The organism is Williamsia sp. (genome assembly GCF_036566845.1).
GTDB lineage: Bacteria > Actinomycetota > Actinomycetes > Mycobacteriales > Mycobacteriaceae > Williamsia.
The window spans coordinates 55,827-75,943 of the sequence record NZ_DATCVM010000208.1; the positions used below are offsets into that span (position 1 = coordinate 55,827).

The 20,117-nt window shown below is 66.6% G+C and carries 2 protein-coding genes; both read right to left on the bottom strand.

Annotation, left to right across the window (positions count from 1 at the left end; translation table 11 throughout):
• Positions 1-8 precede the first annotated feature (8 nt).
• A complete protein-coding gene (locus VIQ49_RS20120; protein ID WP_331887919.1) occupies positions 9-13,103 on the bottom strand; it encodes an amino acid adenylation domain-containing protein in 13,095 nt (4,364 codons plus the stop codon).
• A complete protein-coding gene (locus VIQ49_RS20125; protein ID WP_331887932.1) occupies positions 13,100-20,083 on the bottom strand; it encodes an amino acid adenylation domain-containing protein in 6,984 nt (2,327 codons plus the stop codon). Before VIQ49_RS20125 ends, VIQ49_RS20120 begins: the two co-directional genes overlap by 4 nt.
• Positions 20,084-20,117: the final 34 nt, after the last annotated feature.

Genomic DNA, 20,117 nt, shown 5'->3' on the forward strand with positions numbered 1-20,117 from the left:
AACGCCTTTCATCTCGGAATCCCTTCGCCTGGGAACCCTTCGCCTGGGAACCACTGGCTCACCACGTCCGGAGTGAGTAGGTGCTCGTGCATCGCCGGTACCGTCACCACCCGGACATCACTGCGGCAGTGCTCTCGCCACAGGGCAGCGGTCTGGTCCTCGGTACCGAAGTGCAGGTAGCCGAGAACCAGGTCGATGGGTACGGCGAGCTCGCCACGTGTGGGTTCCTGCTTCATCAGCTTCAGGCAGCGGGCGTACGACACCATGAAGGCCTGCGACTCATCAAGACCGAAGTCGGCCATCGGTCCGCCCGAACGGGCATTCCGCTGCGCGATCTCGACTCGGGCGTCATCCCACGACAATGCGGACACCGCATCGACATCGGATGACGGCAACGACGCGAAGTGCGCGAACATCCGGATCGCCTCGCGTTCGCGTTCGGCAGGTTCCGGATCGATGTCCAGCGAATCGGCGGTGATGGGCGGGGTGTCGAGGATCGTGAGCCCACTGACCTCCTCACCGGCACGTTCCAACTCGCGCGCGATGCCGAAGGTGATGTGCCCGCCGTACGACCAGCCGACGAGCTCGTAGGGGCCCTCGGGCTGATGGGTACGGACCACGTCGGTGTATGTCGTGATCAGATCGTCGAAGCGGTCGAAGTCGAGGGACGAACCGCCGTGCGAGGGATCCTGGAGCGCGATCAACCCGGTGCCGTCCGCCAGGTGCGGCAGCAACGACGAATACATGGTCCCGACACCGGAACTGGCGTGCACGCAGAAGATGTACCGGCCGGTGGTCGACGGCGCCAGTTCCACCGCGATCGGATCGGCCGCCGGTGCCTCGTGGTCGGCGTTGTCGATCGCGTCGGCGATCCCGGCGACGGTGCGCCGATCGAAGATCACCCGCAATGCGAGCGGTTCACCGGTCCGGTCTCGCAATGCCGACACAAGCCTTGTCGCCGACAATGATTGACCACCGAGCCCGAAGAAGTCATCGTTCGACGAGATGGCCACGTCGTCCGGGATCTCCAGGACTTCGCGGAGGGCTGCGGCAACCAGGATCTCGGTGGCGGTCCCGGGTTCGCGATGATCGATGGCCGAGAACGGGACCGGCTCCGGCAGCGCCCCGGCGTCGAACTTGCCGTTGACGGTGACCGGAAGCTCCTCGAGTTCGGCAAATGCACTGGGCACCATGTAGTCCGGAAGACGCTGCGCCGAGAACTCCCGCAATCGGGCGATCAGACCGTCGTCTCCGTCCGCGTCGGAACCGGTGCGGGTGACATACGCCGCCAGGTAGGGCTCACCCAACAAACCCCGTTGCCGGACGACAACGGCAGCCGATCGCACCGACGGGTGCGACTCCAGCACGAACCGGATCTCCTCGGTCTCGACCCGGAATCCGCGGATCTTCACCTGATCATCGATCCGGCCCAGGTACTGGATCGAACCACCGTCGGTCCAGCGGACGAGGTCGCCTGTGCGATAGAGCCGTTCGCCTATCGCGCCGAACGGATCAGCGACAAAACGGGTGGCGGTCAGGCCCGGCTGTCCGTGGTATCCGAGCGCCACCTGCCGGCCACCGAGATACAGTTCGCCCACCACTCCCACCGCGACCGGCCGCAAAGATCCGTCCAGCACCCGCGCCGCCGAGTTGAACGCCGGGCGCCCGATCGAGAGCCCCGCACCCGATCCCTGGGCGCCGGCAACGATCTCCTCTGTCACCAGTTCGCCGGTGATGCCCACCGTGGTCTCTGTTGGCCCGTACAGGTTGTACAGGTCGGCATCGAAACGCGACAACGCCTCCGCGGCGGTCGCGGCCGAGAGTGCCTCACCACCACAGAACACGCGTCGCACCGTCGCGGTGGACTCGGCCGGAAAGTTATGCTGCAAAAGAGCATTGAGCATCGACGGCACGAATTCGACTGTGGTCAGCCGCGCGCGCTCGATCTCCGCGAACAGATACTCCGGGTCACGATGCCCACCCGGCTGCGCCATCACAACCGTTCCGCCGATCATCAACGGGACGAAGAACTCCCACACCGAGGCGTCGAACGAGAACGGCGTCTTCTGCAAAATCCGGTCCGTCGCATCGATTCCGGTGGTCTGTTGCTTCCAGATGAGGAAGTTGACCAGACCGCGGTGGTCGATCACGACGCCCTTCGGACGACCGGTGGAACCCGAGGTGTAGATCGTGTAGGCGGCGTCGCCGAGCCGGATCGCCCGGCCCCGCTCGCCGTCCGTGACCGGCTCGCTCGACAGGTCCGCCAATTCGGCGAGCAGTTGCGCATCGTCGAGCATCATCACGCCCGTGGCATCGCCGAGCGCCGACACCGTCGTCGAATCGGCGATGGTCAATGCCACCGAACTGTTTTCACGGATGTACTCGATGCGATCAAGTGGATAGTCCGAATCGATCGGCACGTAGGCGGCACCGGTTCTCATGATCGCGGTCAGCACCGCGGGTAGTTCCAGACTGCGTGGCAGGGCCACCGCAACCCGGTCGCCGGGACGGACACCGCGGCGCAGCATCAACCGGGTCAACGCGTTGGTGTGCGCGTCGAACTGCGCGTAGCTCATGGATCGGTCCCCGAAGGTGACCGCCTCGGCGTCGGCGTGCTGCCCTGCAGCGGCGACCAGCAGGTCGTCGATCGTTCCGCTCGGCATGTCCACCAGCGGTCCGTTCGACCACGCCGAGACGTTGTCTGCCTCGACGGCCGAGCGCACGTCGATCTCGCGCAACGGAATGTCCGCGCGTCCGACGACCGTGCGCAACACCGCGATCAGCCGCTCGGCGAGGGCCTCGACTGTGGACCGCTCGAAGAGATCGCTGCTGTACTGCAACGCACAGCCGACCACTCCGGTTGCCTGGTCCTCGGTGAAATCGAAGGACAACTCGAACTTCGCCGTTCCGTTGCCGGAAAGCTGTTCCGGTGCACCGGCACCGAGCGACGACGTATCCGCCAGCGCGCCGGTCACGTAGACGATCATCACCTGGAACAGCGGATGGATCGCCGGCGACCGGTTCGGCGCCACCGCTTCGACCACGTGTTCAAACGGAACATCGCGGTGGTCGAAGGCGGCCAGATCGGTTGCCCGGACCCGCCCCAACAACTCCGTGAAGGTCGGTTGCCCGGACAGGTCGGTACGCAGGACCACCGTGTTGAGGAAGTAGCCGACCATGTCGTCGAGTCGCGAGTCGCTGCGGCCGGAGATCGGCGATCCGATCGCGATGTCGGTGCCGGCACCCATGCGGTGCAACATCGTTGCGACAGCAGCCTGCATGACCATGAACATGCTGGCGCCTGCCTGAGCTCCGAGTTCTCGGAGAGGCTGCGTGATCTCGGGGTCGATCCGCCGGTAGACGGTACCGCCGCGGTTGCTCATCCGGTCCGGTCGTGGATGGTCGTAGGGCAACGCCAACTCTTCGGGCACCCCGGCCAGCCGCGACCGCCAATAGTCGAGGGACTGGGCGCCCCGGGACGTGGGATCCGTCGGATCGCCGAGCAGATCTTGTTGCCACAGAACGTAATCGACGTATTGCAACGGAAGTGGAGTCCAGTCCGGCCACCGACCGACCGCCCGGGCGCGGTACGCCTCGGTCAGATCACGTTGCAGCGGCGCCGCCGACCACTCGTCGGTGGCGATGTGGTGCAGCAGGAGCAGCACCCCATCCGTTCCGGCGTCACTCTTGAGAACGGTCGCGCGGATCGGCACCTCGCGATCGAGTTCGAACGCGTAGGACACCGCCGACATCACGGTGGCGACGACCTCGGTGCCGGCGACCTCGACCGAAGTGACCGGTACCGTGACCGATCCGGCCGGTTTGATGAGCTGGACCGGCTCTCCGTCGACCTCGGGATAGACGGTCCGCAGGACTTCATGCCGGTCGACAACGTCGGCGAGGGCCTGCGCCAGCACCACGTCGTCGATCGGTTCGGGGTGGCTCCAGAACAGCGGGACGTTGTAGGTGGGGTCGGCTCCGCCGACGGCGTACATCGTCCACATCTGAGCCTGACCGGACGACAGCGGCAACCGGTCGGGACGCTCCCGCCGCAGCAGCTGCGGGCGCGGACTCGTCGTCCGGCTGGTCTCCAGGTGAACAGCCAACCGGGCGACCGTGGGATTCTCGAAGAGGTCTCGCATCCCCACCGACATACCCAGTCGTTCACCGAGCACGTTGGAGACCCGGATCGCGAGCAGTGAGTGTCCGCCGAGTGCAAAGAAGTCGTCGTCTGCACCCACCGGGCCTTGCGCCGCATCCCATCCGAGGACTTCGGCGAAGGCCTCTCCGAGTACCGTCTCGAGTTCTCCTTCGGGCGCTCGTGACGTGCGCTGGGCGCCGGCCGGGGCCGGCAGGGCTCGCCGATCGAGTTTGCCGCTGGGACTCAGTGGTAGCGCATCGAGTTCGATCAGCTGCACGGGAATCATGTAGTCCGGCAGGCTGGAGGCGATGGCACCGAGAATCGTCTCGGCTCCCGGAGGATCCGTCGCAGTCGGGTCGAGGACGTAGTAGGCCACCAGTTCATCGGTATGAACCGTCGCCGCCGCGACTGTCACTCCCCTGCATTCACCGATCGCGGTCTCGATCTCGCCGAGTTCGATACGCAAGCCCCGGAGTTTGATCTGCTGATCGGACCGGCCCCGGTAGTCGAGCCCGATCCGGCCGTTTCCGTCCCGGCGCACACACACCAGATCACCGGTGCGATAGAGACGCGCTCCGGCGGCAAACGGATGCGCCACAAAACGTTCGGCCGTGCGACGCGGGTCCGCGTGGTAGCCGCGCGCCAACTGGTCGCCGCCGAGGAACAGCTCACCGATCACGCCCTCGGGTACCTGCGCAAGGAACTCGTCGAGGACATAGAGGTCGGTGCCCCAGACCGGGCCGCCCAGTGACAGTGCGGAACTCACCGCGTCGGGGTCTTCGAACGTCCCGTCGCCCACCCCGATTGCCGCGGTGACATCCACAGCCGCCTCGGTGGGACCGTAGAGGTTGTCCAACCGCACGCCCGGCAGTTTCGTGCGCAACGTCTGCGCCACGTCCGCCCGCAACGCTTCCCCGCTGGCGATGATCGCCTCGAGACCGCGCCCCGCCAGATTCGGTGGCCCCGCCAGTGCCGAGGACCCCGACAATGCCGGCGACATCAGGAAGACCTCGAGCATCGACGGAACGAAGTGCACATACCGGATCCGGTGCTGGTCGATGGTTTTCACCAGATACGCGGGGTCGCGATGTCCGTCCGGCTCGGCGACCACGAGGGTCGAACCATATGCCAACGGCCAGAACAGCTCCCAGACCGAGACATCGAAGGTGATCGGGGTCTTGTGTAGTACCCGATCGTCGGGGCCGACCTGGTAGACGCTCTGCATCCACACCAGTCGGTTGACGATTGCGCGGTGCGAGACCACAACGGCCTTCGGCCGGCCGGTTGATCCCGAGGTGAACAGGACATACGCGGGATGGTCCGGCAGCAACCTGCCTGTGCGCTCCGCGTCGGCGATCGGATCTGCCGACAGGTCGGCGACCTGTTCGCCCATGGCCGAGTCGTCGAGCACGATGACGGGCAGGCCATCCGGAATGTTGCCGACCCACGCAGAAACCGTGATCGCGGCAGTCGGCTTCGTGGCAGAGACCATGTACTGCAGCCGGTCTGCCGGATGGTCCACGTCGAGCGGTAGGTACGCCCCGCCGGCCATGACGACCGCGTGGATGGCGGTCAGAAGCTCCTCCGAGCGCGGAATCGCCACGGCAACAACCGACTCCGGTCCGACGCCAACGCTGATGAGGTGCCGGGCCAGACGTGCGACGGCGGCGCGGAAGTCGCTGTGCGACATCGACCTGTCACCTGGGGTCAGCAGGGCGGGCAGTGGCTGCGGCTCTCGTGCGGTCAGCAAGTCGGCCAGCGTCGCCGGCAGCATCTCCAGCGCCTTCTCACCGCGGAGTTCGGAGAGTACTTCGGCGTCGGCGGTGTCGATCACGGTCAGGTCGCCGATCCTGACGCCCGGACGCGTTGCGACCTGCTCGAAGACACTGACCAGTCGGCGCGCGAACCCCTCTGCGGTGCTGCGGTCGAACTGTTCGGTCGAGTACTCCACGCCGATGGTCATCGACGTAGCGGTGTCGACAAACGTGAACGCGAGGTCGAACTTCGCGTGCTTTGCCTGCAGGTTCTCGAATTCGGTTGGCAGTCCCAGGAAATCCGGATTCGCGCCACCGATCTGCAGGTAACTGATCATCACCTGGAAGAGCGGATTGCGTCCGGCGACACGCGACGGGCCCAGCGCCTCCACGATCTGTTGGAAGGGCAGATCCTGATTCTCGAACGCGGCCAGGTCGACCTCACGTGCCCGCTCCAGCAGATCGGTGAACGTCGGGTTGCCCGATGCATCCATCCGCAAGATCTGTGTCGAGACGAAGAAGCCCACCAGATCGGCCAGCGCCGGATCGCCCCGACCCGAGATCGGAGAGCCGAATGCCAGATCGGTCCCGGCGCCGAGGCGGCTCAGCAGCGCGGCGACCGCGGCCTGGGTGACCATGAACATGCTGGCATTGACCGTGCGGCCCACCGCCAGGAGCGCATCGCGGACCTCCTGGCCGACCTCGACGGTGATCGTGTCGCCAGCACCGGTCGGAACCCCGGGCCGCCGACGATCGCGCGGCAGCTCGATCTCATCAGGCAGGCCGGCCAAAGTCTTCTTCCAGTAGTTCAGTTGGCGGGCCGACCTCGATTCGGGATCCGACGGCGACCCGAGCCGTTCGAGTTGCCAGAGGGTGTAGTCCGCGTATTGGGCGGGAAGGTCCGCGAACTCGGGTGCGGTTCCGGACAGTCGCGCCAGGTAGGCGATGGTCAGATCCGTCAGGAACGGCCGGTCCGACCACTCGTCGGTGACCATGTGGTGCAGCGCCAGCGCGATCACCGAGTGCTCGCCGGTGTCGCCGACGCGGACCAGCGCGGGCCGCAGAACCGGGCCCAGTTCCAGGTCGAATCGTCGCGTCAGGTGTTCGGCGACGCCGTCACGAATCGCGGTGTCATCGAAGCCGCGCATGTCGAGAACATCGAGAGCCAGTGCATCAGCAGCGTTCTGAACATGTTGGGTGGGTTGTCCGTCGACGATACGGACCACCGTGCGCAACGCCTCGTGCCGCTCCAACACATCCAGAAGTGCTGTGCGCAAGGCATTTTCGTCGACCACTCCGTCGACGCGCGCGACGTGCGCGTAGTGATATGAGAGGTCCTCGCTGTCGAGTCCGTGCAGCAGCCACAGCCGTTCCTGGGCGGGAGACAGCGGAACCAGCGCGGGCCGGGGCGTGTTCGCCACGGTGACCAGTGACACGGTCTCCGGCTGCACCTGGGTGTCGGCACCTTCCAGACGAGCCGCGAGGGCAGCCGGGGTCCGGGCCTCGAACAGATCACGGATCGCCGGCTTGCGGCCGCCGATCTCGATCTTGCCCACCAGCTGCATCGCGGACATCGAATGCCCGCCGAGCGAGAAGAAGTCATCGTCGATGCCCACCTCGTCGACATCGAGGATCGACGCGAACGCCTCGCACAGTGCGCGTTCGGTGTCGGTACGCGGTGCCCGCCGGGCGCCACCGATGGCCAGTTCCGGCGCGGGCAGCGCCGCGATGTCCAGCTTGCCGTTGACGGTCATCGGCAGACAGTCCACGGCCGAGAACAACGGCGGCACCATGTAATCGGGCAACAGGCCGCCGAGGTACTCGCGCAACCCGGCCAGGTCCCCGTCGAATCCGGTAGCGGGAACCACATAGGCAACCAGCCGTTTGGTCCCGGGCAGTGATGGATCCGCTACCGCGATCACCGCTGCGCGGACGATGTCGGGATGGGCGTCGAGGACCGCCTCGACCTCTCCGGTTTCCACGCGGTAGCCGCGGATCTTGACCTGATCGTCAGTGCGTCCGAGGAACTCCAGATTCCCGTCGGCCCGCGACCGCATCAGGTCGCCGGTGCGGTACATCCGCTGCCCCGGCTCCGCGAACGGATCGGCGACAAACCGTTCCGCGGTCAGCGAGGCCCGGTTCAGGTAGCCGCGCGCGAGACCTGCTCCGGTGACGTACAACTCACCGACCACACCGCCCGGCACCGGACGGAGCCACGGATCGAGGAGGTGGCCCTCGGTCCGGCTGATCGGATGTCCAACGGTGGGTTTGTCGCTTTCGTCGGTACCCGCACCGAGGGTGTTGATCGTGTACTCGGTGGGTCCGTACAAGTTGTAACCCAGCATATCCGGGGTGTCGCGTAGCTGCTGCCAGATGTTCTCGGGGACCGCTTCTCCACCGAGGAGGACCAGCGGCGGTCGATGCCCGGGGTACGGGGACATGATGTCCTGCGGACCTGCCAGTAGTCCGGCCTCGAACAGGTGATGGGCGTAGGTCGGGGTCACGTTGACAACGTCGATGAGGTGCTGTCGGCAATAGTCGACGAGCCCGGCGGCATCGCGCCTGAGTTCCTCGTCGCAGACATGCACCTCATGGCCCTCGACAAGCCACAACAACTCTTCCCACGACATGTCGAAAGCAAACGACACCGTGTGCGCGATCCGGAGCCGAGCGGACCCACGCGATTCGGCGACGGCGCGGACGGTCGGATCGAAGATCGCGCTGCGGTGGTTGAGCTGCATGTTCGTCAGCCCGAGATACGGGGTCAGCACACCCTTGGGCAGACCGGTGGAACCCGAGGTGAAGATGACATAGGCCGGATGCCGCAGGCGCCCCGGCGTCCCGGGGGCAAAGATTCCGAGTTCTGCTGCGGTCAAGGATGATTCAGGTAGATCGGCCATCTTCTGGAAGGTCTCGGTGTCGTCGAGTACCAGCAGATTCCGGCCGGAGCCGAGCCGGGACGCGGTGGCCCCTACGGTCAGGACCGCCATCGGCCCACCCTGTCCGAGGATGGCCTCGAGCCGGTCATCGGGATGGTCGAGCTCCAGGGGTAGATAGGCTGCGCCGCAACGGAGTACAGCGAACAGTGCCACCACGGTGTCGATGCTGCGGGGAAGCGCGATGGCAACGATGGACTCCGGCCCCGCACCCTCCCCGAGCAGCAGCCGGGCCAACCGGTTGATCCGCGCGTCGAGCTCGGCGTAGGTGACCCGTTCGCCGCCGAACACCAGGGCGGTGTCCGTCGGGATCAGGGCCGCTCGCTCGGCGAGCATCTCGGAGATCGTCACGTCGGGCACGTCGTCGAGCGATTCCGCGGGTGCCGCCGGAAGTGCGATCGGCAGCGCTGCGGCGGCCACGGTGTCCGGGGCATCAACGAATGTCACCAGAGCGGAACGGAACTCGTCGGCCAGGGTCGCGGCGAGGTTGTCGCCGATCAGGTCGGCGCGGTATTCGATCCGGAACCGGATGTCGTCGCTCGGTGTCACCACGATGGTGACCGGGTAGTGCGTGTGGTCCAGGCTGCCTTCGCCGAGCAGTCCATGGCGCCTGGACTGCTCAGCCTCTTCGGCCTCGGTGCGGAAGTTCTGCAGTACGTACAGAACGTCGAACAGCGTGGAGACACCGGCAGCGCGCTGGATACCGGCCAGACCGAGGTGGTCGTAGGCCATCGAATCGACCCGATCGGTCTGCACGCGTCGGGTGAGTTCGGTCAGGGTCTCCCCCGGCCGCAGTCCCACCCGGACCGGAACGGTGTTGAGGAACAACCCGATCACCGAATCCAGTCCCGGAACCTCTGTCGGGCGACCCGACACGGTGGATCCGAAGATCACATCGGCGCGACCGAGGTGACGCGAGAGCACCAGCGCCAGCGCCGCATTGAGTGCGGCGTTGAGCGTGACACCCGCGCGGCGAGCAGCACCACGCAGGTCCGTCGACAAGTCGCTGCCGAGCGTGCGTTCGATCCGCACCGGTACCGCGGTCGCCATCCCCGGGGCACGGGGTGCGAGCAGCGATGGTTCTTCGACGCCGGCGAGGATCTGCGCCCACGCATCCTGCGCGACCTGCTGGTCCTGAGTTCCCAGCCAGGCGAGGTAATCACCGAACGTGGCCGCGGGCGCGTCCACCGAACCGAAATCCGTGGTGGCATAGAGCGCCAGCAGCTGCGAGACGAAGGGGCCACCCGACCAGCCGTCCCACAACATGAACTGCCGGTTGATCACCAGGCGGTCATGGCCCGGATCCAGATGGATGAGCGTCATCCGCCACAGCGGAGGCGCATCGAGCCGGAACGGTGTGCGCCGGTCGCGAACCAGTTCGGCCTCGAGCATCTCCTGCCTGTCGGACTCCGGATACCCGGACAGGTCGACCTCGGTGAGTGCGGGTTCGAGATCGTCGACGACAAACTGGACCGGCGTATCAAATCCGTCGACCGTGAATCCCGCCCGGATCGCAGGGTTTCGCTTCATCAGTTCGGTGGCGGCAACCCGCAGGCGGTCGGCATCGAGGCGATGATCGACGTCGAGCCAGAACTGTGCCGTGTAGATGTCATTGTCGCGCTCGACCTGCGCCTGATAGAACAGACCTTCCTGCAGCGGCGAGAGTGGCCACACGTCGGAGATGTGCTCTCCGCCCAGCGCGATGAGGGCCTCGTCCTGCTCCGGCGTCACCCGGACCAGATACCGCGAGGTGCGCGCCGCCGCCGTCGGCAACAGCGCGGTCAGGGTTTGCGCCCAGATCTCGGAGAGCTGTTCGAACTCGAGATCACCTGCCGCGCAATACTTTCCTTCTACGCGTGCCGTCCAGCCAGCAGTGCTGCGCCGCACTGTCAGACGGATCGCCGTCGAGGCCGGCATCGGTTCGTCGACGTCGAGCCTCTCGACCCGAAGATCCACCGGTGGCAGCGCCGCCAACGCAGCGCCCGCCTGCGGTTGCAGGTGGCGCAGAACTTCGTAACGCCCACCCGCGGCACCGGTCCAGAACCGGCGGGCAATCTCGATGAGCTGCACCGGATCCTGCTCGGCCTCGGTGGCCAGCGGCAGCCGGATCGGGGCCACCGATCGCAGCGGGCCGACGGTCCCCGACAGATCCAGACCGAAGGGCGCCTGATGTTGGGTGTCCTGACCGACCTCGAAGGTGATCTCGGTCCTGGCGATACCGCGCACGGCATCCCAGCGATGAATCGTCAGCGCGGCGGCAGCGGACAGCACCGCAGTCAGCTCTTCTGCCGCCAGGTCATCCGGTGCCGCGACAGGCATTTCGGAGTTGTACCCGATGGGCACCGTGGTATCGGGCGTCGGCCGTTCGGCTGTTCCGGCTGCCAGGCGTCCACCGGGCGCCAGGATTCCCATCCAATGGGGCAATTCCGCGAGTAGTCGAGGTGACCTGGATCGGGCCGAGAGTTCCTGTGCCACAGTACCGATGTGCGTAGCCGGCGGATCGATCCGGATCGCTCGCCCGGCCAGTGCGTCGAGCACGGCCTGGGTCAGTTCTGCCGCCAGTACCGACAGGGACGCCTCGTCGACGAACAATGCGGCAACCGTCAATTGCGCACCCGGTCGCTCGGGGTGCCACCGGACACCCAGGATCCGGCCGGCACGGGTATCGATCTCGTCCGGCGAATCGGCGGGCTCGGGGTCGACCGGTTCCAGCGACCACAATCCGGCAGCGGGTTCGGACAGTCGTGTGCGCAGGATCTGGTGAGCGCCCACCAGAGCCCGCGCCGCGTCGTGGACGTGTTCGGCGGTGGACCCGGCGGGCAGATCGACCATCCGGGTCCTTCGCGCGGCGACCGAGTCGGGCTGCTGCCGCGCCCGGTGCAGTGCCGGAAGCAACGGCAGGGCTTGCGAATCGCCGTCCGGCACCGCGGCGCCGTTCGAACCCAGCGTCTGCAATCGGGCGGTCGGGTCGACAAAGAGATTGTCGAAGAACGCTTCCAGCTCGCCCGCGACCCCGACGACGTCGTCCTTCGCCTCGGCAACGCCGCGCAATGCGATGCGTATCGGTTCGGCGCTCCTCTGGATCACCGCGAGGAACTCGATGTCCCCCACCGGTCCGGAAGCCAGCGGGATGAACTGCGCCGGCAATCCACCCACGGTGGCGTTCGACGAGGCGGTCAGGACGTTGACTCCGGCACCGAACATGCGATAGCCGGAATCACGACCCCGCAGTTCCCGTCCGAGGTCCTCACCACGGAACCGGCCGTGCTTCATCATGTCCCCGAGCCGATCCGCCACGCGCGCGGCGATGTCGACCAGACTGTCCCGACCGTCGATCGCCACCCGCAAGGGCAGAACGCTCGACACCATCGCCGGAATGGATCGCAGCTCGCTCACGCCCCGCGCTGTCATCGGCAACGCGAAAACGATGTCGGACAGACCGGTCTTACGGGAGGTGAACGCCCCCAATGCCGCGATCAACACCTGTGCCAGCGACAACCCGTGCTGTTTGCCCAGGTCCTGCAGGATCTTGGTGCGGTCGGAGTCGAGGATCACCGCAGCGTGTTCGGTGCCCTGGGCAGGTGGGACAAACCGCGTCAGGAGTCGCGGTGCCGGTGGCAGATCGGCCATACGCTCAACCCAGTACGCGCGGTCGAGGTCGAACTGTGCAGACTGCCGGTACTCGCGATCGGCCCGGACGAAGCTCTCGACCGACCAGCGGGCTCCCGGATCGAAGTCGGCCGGCGCCGGGTAGGCACGGCGCACCGAGAGGCCGAGCTGCATGAGTCCCACACCATCGCAGACGATGTGGTGGGCGTACAGGAACCAGATCGTCTCCTCGTCGGCCACCCGCAGGACCGCGGTTCCGAACAGATGCTCACTGGTGACATCGCGGGGCCGGTCGAGTTCAGCTCGCATCCACGCCATCGCGGCACCCCGCGGATCCGACTCGGAGCGGAGATCGATCACTTCGGGGGCACCCGAGGGCGGCGGTGTGACCACTTGCAGGAGTTCACCATCGGGGGCCAACCGGAAGCGCACATGCAGGGTGGGCGCCTTGGCGACCACCCTGCCGATGGCGGTTGCGAGCCGATCGATATCGAGCTGGCCCGATGTGACCACACCGTAGAGACCGGTGTTGTACAGAGTCGCGTCCATCGCGGTCTGCGAACCGAGGAAGATGTCACGCTGCGCGGCCGTCGCCGGAAGTTCGACAGCCGACTCGATCGACGCGTCTTCCACCTCGTCATAGGACTCTCTGACGTCGGTCACCGGGCCACCTCCACCATGTTCACGACGGAAGCCGCCAATTGTCTACCGGCCGAGAGCCATTGCTCGGCCAGGCTCGTCACGGTCTCCTCGGAGAGAAGACTCGGGAGGTACGCGAACCTGCCACGCAACACCGGGCCATCGGGCCCGTCGAGGGATACGAGTTCGATCTCCAGTGCATACGGGACACCAAGATCCGGATCCGGCGGAGTGTTCAGAGCCGCAGTCTCCGGCGTCGGTAGCCAATCGCCACCCTTGCCGACCGGAATCCGGCCGAGGTAATTGAAGAGCACCTGGGCGCCACCGGTTCGAGCCAGGATCTCGCTGGTCTGCGGATCGAGGTAGCGCAGCATCCCGTATCCCAGACCGGATCCGGGCACCTGCGCCAGGGCGGCCGCAGTCTGCGCCACGGCGTCGTCGACGGAGGTGAACGCGGACAACCGAACCGGCGCCATCGCGGTGAACCAGCCGAGCGTGCGGGTCAGTTCCACCGCCGGTCCGGAATCGGGATCCTCGCGGCCGTGCCGTTCCACATCGACAACCACATCACGCGTGGAATCCCCGAGCGCCGATCGGACCGATCCGAGCAGTACCGCGGTGACCTCGAACCCGGTCTCCGCCGGCACCGAGGTGAGAAGTGCACCGCTGGTTGCGGTATCGAGCTCGACTTCCACCACGCGCTGCTCTCCCACCGATCCGGACACCGGACCCGCCACCAACTCACCGCCCGGCGCCAGCACGGTCTGCCAATGGGCGAGTTCGCGCTGCCGGCCGGAGTCGAGTGCAGCGGCGGACACCCGGTCGGCGAACTGCGACAGGGTGGTTCGCGGCGGAAGCAGGTCGATCGGGCGCCCGGCCTGCAGATCGCTCCAGGCCTGTTCGAGGTCTTCGAGGATGATGCGGCGCGACACCCCGTCGACGGCGAGGTGATGAAACACCAGGATCAGTCGACCCGGGGCGTTGTGACGGTCGAGGTGGACTGCGGCCAGCATCCGTCCGGCTTCGGGATCGAGGCGATCGCGGGCAGCTTCCGACCAACGTGCCACCTCGGCGGCGAGGTCGGCGCCCTCGGACACCGAGACGACGTCGAGAACATCTGTCGCGGGAGCCGCTCCGCGAGGCCTGATCTCGAGCGACCAGAGGATGCCCGCGATGTCGGTGAGCTGCAGTCGCAGAGCGTCGTGGTGATCCACCAGCGCCGACAGAATCGTCGACATGGCTGCGGCGTCCACCGCTGCGGGGACCTGCACCACCATCGACTGGTTGATGTGCGTGCTCGATCCACCGAGCTCCCGAAGACGGGACATGATGGGCAGCAGCGCAACCGGACCCTCCGACTCATCAGCTCCCGGCTGGTTCTGATCTTCGGTTGTTGCGACCGCCGCGAGTGCGGCCACGGTCCGGTGGGTGAAGATGTCCCGGGTTGCCAAGGTCAGACCACGACGTTGGGCCCGGTTGACCAACTGGATCGACACGATGCTGTCGCCGCCGAATGCAAAGAAGTCGTCGTCGACCGAAACCTGTTCAAGACCAAGGGTCTCGGCGAACACCTCACACAGGATCCGCTCGTTGTCCGTCGCGGGCTTCCTCGCCCTCACACTCGCGGCGAAGTCCGGTGCGGGCAACGCCGCGCGGTCGAGTTTCCCGTGCTGTGTCATCGGGAACTCGGACAGGAACACCAGCGACGTCGGGACCATGTGGTCGGGAAGCCGACGGCTCAGTGCAGCGAGTATGCGATCCCGCAGTGCCTGGCCCTCCGCCGATGACGCATTCGCCGAAACGGAGCCTTCCGCAGCGACCACATAGCCAACCAAAATGGTTGCACCCGAAGGACCCTCACGGTCGATCACAACTGCGTCCCGGACGCCGGCGACGTCGCGGATCGCCGCGCCGATCTCGCCGGGTTCGATGCGGAATCCACGGATCTTGACCTGCTGGTCGGCGCGACCGACGTAGTCGAGAACTCCTCGACCGGTCCACCGGACGACATCGCCGGTGCGATACATCCGCTCGCCGGCATCACTCCAGGGGTCGGCGACAAACCGAACGCTGCTCAGACCGCCGCGCCGAAGGTATCCGGCGGCGACCTGAGGGCCCGTGAGGTACAACTCACCGCTGACCCCGACCCCCACGGGCCGGAGTAGGTGGTCCAGTACCCGCGCCCGGAATCCGGCCAGTGGCGCGCCGATCAGACTCGACGGCACCCGGGTGTCTTCTTCCTCGATCTGGAGCAGGCTGGCGTGCACCGTGGTCTCGGTGATGCCGTACATGTTGATCAACGCCGTCCCGGCCTGACGATCACCTGAAGGTGCGCGGTGGCGCGCAAACCATCCCGCCAGGGCGGGCAGTTCGAGGGCCTCGCCGCCGAAGATGATGTACCGCAACGATTCGACCGAACCGGGGGTCGCGGCGTCGGCCGCGTCGAACTGCCGGAAAGCGGTCGGCGTCTGATTCAGGACGGTGACACCGGCACGCTTGATCGTCTTGAGCAACGCACCGGGCGACCGGACCTCGTCATGACCGAGAACGTGAACGCGACCGCCGTGGGCAAGAGCGCCCCACACTTCCCACACCGAGAAGTCGAACGCGTACGAGTGGAACAGCGTCCACACGTCGTCCGGGCCGAACTCGAACCGGTTGGCCGTAGCGTCCAGGAGGGCACACACGTTGCCGTGGGAGACCACCACGCCCTTGGGCCTGCCCGTACTCCCCGACGTGTAGATCACATAGGCAGGATCGTGTTCGGTCAGGATGACAGGCGTCGCCGGATCATCTGAATCGACTGCCTGACATGCCGTTTCGAGGGTCACCACCGTGGCGTTCGGGGGCAGACCGGCGGGTGGAACTACGCCACCTGCGACCACCACCACCGCAGGGGCGCAATCGGAGACGATCATCCGGATGCGGTCGTCCGGATACTCCGGATCGATCGGCACGTAGGCCGCACCCGCGCGCAAGGTCGCCAGCACCGCGACCACCAGATCGCTTGTCCGCGGGACCATCAGGGCGACAAAGGACCCGCGGCCGGCTCCGGCCGCCGCCAGGGCCGCCGCGAGCGCGCGCGACCCCTGATCGAGCTCGGTGTACGTCAACGACCCGTTTGCGTCCTGCACCGCCACCGACGTCGGATGGCTACGCACCGACTCGGCGAACACGTCCGTCAGCGAGGTCGCCGCCCGCCCCGCGGGCCGTGCATCGGACAGCACCACCTGCTCTTCGTCGGCGGTGAGCAGCTGCAGCTGCGAGAGTCGGGTGGTCAGGTCAGTGGAAAGCGCGGTGAGGACACCCCGAATCCGTCCCGCGATCGACGCCACGGTTGCGGAGTCGTAGAGGTCGGTTGCGTACTCCAGAGTCGCGGTCAGCCCGAAATCCTCGGCAGATTCCCGGAACTCACAGGTGAGGTCGAACTTGGCGGTCCGGGAGCCGGCGAAGACGGGTTCACTGACCGCGCCGCGGACGTTCGGCGTGACGATCGCGTTGCGGTATTGGACCAGGGTCTGGAACAGCGGTTGGCGAGCGAGCGAGCGTTCCGGGTCCAGTGCTTCGACGATCCGCTCGAACGGGACATCTTGGTGCACATACGCGTCGAGGTCGGTGGTGCGCACGGCTGCGAGCACATCACCCACTGTCGGATCACCGCCGAGATCGGTGCGCAACACCAGGGTGTTGACAAAGAACCCGACCAGTTCGTCGAGCGCGGTGTCGGTGCGGCCTGCCACCGGCGTCCCGACCACGATGTCGGTGCCGGCACCGGACGCCGACAGCGCGATCACCGTCGCCGCGTGCACCACCATGAACATCGACGACCCGGTGGTGCGCGCGACCTGGCGCAGCGATGCCAGTTCTGCTGCACTGACACCGAACTCGACGGTGGCACCGCGGTATGACGCCTCGGTCGGCCGCTGACGGTCGTAGGGCAACGGCAATTCGAGGGGTATACCCGCGAGCTGACCTCGCCAATAGTCGAGCTGCCGCCGGGTGAGGTCGGTCGGCTGCTCCGGTTCGCCGAGAACACGGCGTTGCCAGAGCGCATAGTCCGCGTACTGCACCGGCAGAGCCGGTAGCGATTCGCCCTGGTAGGCCCGGGCCAGATCATTCATCAACGCCGATGCCGACCACTCGTCGGCGGCGATGTGATGGACCAGCACGACCAGCACGCTCCGCCCGTGCCCGATGTCGATCAGCTCGCCGCGGATCGGGAGCTCGGTGGTGAGGTCGAAGGTCCGCTCACCGAGCGACTGCAGGACGGTCGTCAGAGTCGCAGCACTGCAGGAACTCTCGTTCCATGCGACGCCGGTGCCGATCGGCAGGATCACCTGCGTCGACTGACCCGTCTCCGGGTCTTCCGGGAAGATCGTCCGCAGGGCCTCGTGCCGATCCACCACCGCGGACAGGGCCCGCCGCAGCGCTGCGCGGTCCGGGAGTCCGTCCAACCGCAGTGCGAAACGTAGGGTGTAGGCCGACCGCGTTTCGGGGATCCGGTGCAGAAACCGAAGCCGTTGCTGCGCATACGACAACGGCAGCTGTGCCGGCCGGTCCTGCGCCACAAGCGGTTCGATGGCGGTACCGGCGTCGGCCTCTATGAGCTCGGCGAGTTCGGCGGGTGTCTGATGTTCGAAGATGTCTGCGACGGTCGGCGATGCTCCGAGCACGGCACGGACCCGGGTGATCAAACGGGTGGCCGACAACGAGTGCCCGCCGAGATCGAAGAAGTTCTCCTCGGGTCCGATCAGCGCCACACCCAGGACCTCAGCAAAGAGGGCGCACAGTTGCGCCTCGGCGGCCGTACGAGGTTCGTTGCGGCCGCTGACTTCATGTGTCACAACCGGTTCCGGCAGGTTCGTGCGATCGCGCTTGCCGTTCGGGAGCACAGGGAGTTCCGCGACCAGAGTCCACGCGGTCGGGATCAGATGTCGCGGCAGGTGCCGGGCCATCGCCTGGCGCAGCGTCTGCCCGGTCACGCCACCATGTTCGGGCACAACGTAGCCCACCAGCAGATTGTCGCCGTGTGCATCGGTGCGTACCGCCACGGCGCCCGAAACGACTTCCGGCAACGCCGACAGAACCGTCTCGACCTCCGCCAACTCGACACGATGTCCCCGGATGGTCACCTGACTGTCGCTGCGGCCCAGCAGTTCCAACCTGCCGGTGTCATCGACCCGGCCCAGATCGCCGGTGCGGTAGAGCCTGGTCCCTTGCCCGTTCGGGTCGGCGACAAACGCGAGGGCGGTGGCTCCCGGGTTCCCCCGGTACCCACGCGCCAGCTGCGCACCCCGCACGTAGACGTCACCGACCGCCCCCGGTGCGGCCGGCTGCAAGAACATGTCGAGCACACAGATCCCGGTGCCCGGCACAGCGGCACCAACCAAAACGCGATCTCCGGGTGTCACCACGGTGGTGGTCACGTCACCGGCAACCTCGGATGAGCCATACGAGTTGATCAGCTCGGCTTCGGGAGTGGCGCGGCTGATCCGATTCACCGCGTCGACGGTCAACGGTTCACCACTCAGAATCCACCGGCGCACCGACTGCACGGGTGCGGTGTCCGCCAGCGCAGCGGACAGACCCGGGATGGCGGTGAGTTGGCTGATCGCATGCTCATCGATCAGCCGGCCCAGTTCGTGTGGGTCGGCGGCCGTCTCGGGATCGGCGAGGACAACCTGCGCGCCGGCGGCCAGCGCACCCAGCAACTCGGTGGATCCGTCGATGAAGCTCAGCGAGCTCTTCGCCAGTCGGACGTCGGCGGTCGGCAAGGACCACGCCCACGCCGCCCACGCGATCCGGTTGGCTAGCGCGCCCGCGGTTCCCAGCACGGCCTTGGGTGTGCCGGTGGATCCCGAGGTGTAGACGACGTACGCGATCGACTCCGGAATGAAGAGGTCGCCGGACCGCGGGCGTCCGCTTCCGGCGCCGATGGACGCAGGATCGATGGCGGGGCAATCGGCGTGCGCCCGGACCCGCGGATCGTCGGTGATCACCAGCGCGGGTGCCCCATCGGAAACCATGTAGGAGATGCGCTCGTCCGGATACGTCAGATCAATGGGCAGGTACGCAGCACCGACGTCGAGTGCTGCGAGCATCGACACCACCGCATCGATCCCCCTCGGCACCGCGATCGCGACCACACTCTCGAGGCCGATCCCACGGGAAGAGAACTCGTGTGCGAAGTCGTCGACGCGTGCGATCAGGTCCGCATAGGTGATCGCGGTGGACGCGGTCACGAGCGCGATCGCATCCGGAGTTGCACTCGCACGCGCACGGATCTGCCGGGTCACCGGCAACGTGGGTTCGGTGTCGGAGATTTCCGACGAGGCCGCCAACGCTTTCCGTTCCGTCGGTGTGGCCAGGTCGACTCTCCCGAGGACAGTTTCGGGTGCGGCGGCAAAGGTGTTCAGCCCCATGGACATCCGGTCGACCAAGGACCGAACCGACGATTCGGCGATCTGGGATGGCTGATATTTGGCCAGAATCCGGATCCCGGAGGAAGACGGGACAATGGTGAGCGACAGCGGGAACTCGGTGGCGTCTTCGATCACCGGCTCACCGACCTCGAACCCGGCTCGGCGCTGCGCCTGCCCGAACTCCGCCGAGTTGATCATGAAGTTCTCGACCACCAGCAAGGTGTCGAAGAGCTCTCCGACCCCGGCCGCACGTTGGATTGCACCGAGTCCCACATGGGGCGCCGACATCAACTGAATCTGCTTACGCTGCAGTGTGAGTGCGTTGTCGATCAGGCTGGCGGCCGGGTCCAGGCGCACCCGCACCGGGATCGTGTCGACAAAAGCACCGATCGCGGTTTCGATGTCGGCGATCTCCGGCGGCCGCCCCGAGATCGTCGCACCGAACACCACGTCAGTGCGCCCGAGGTGCTTGCCGAGCGCCAACGCCCAGGCAAGCGACAATGCGGTGTTGAGCGTGAGACCGGCGGCCCCGAGTGATTCGCGAAGCCTGTTGCCCACCTCTGGCCCCACCGCGACCTCGATCTCGGCGGGTAGTTCTGACCGGGTGGCAGACGAT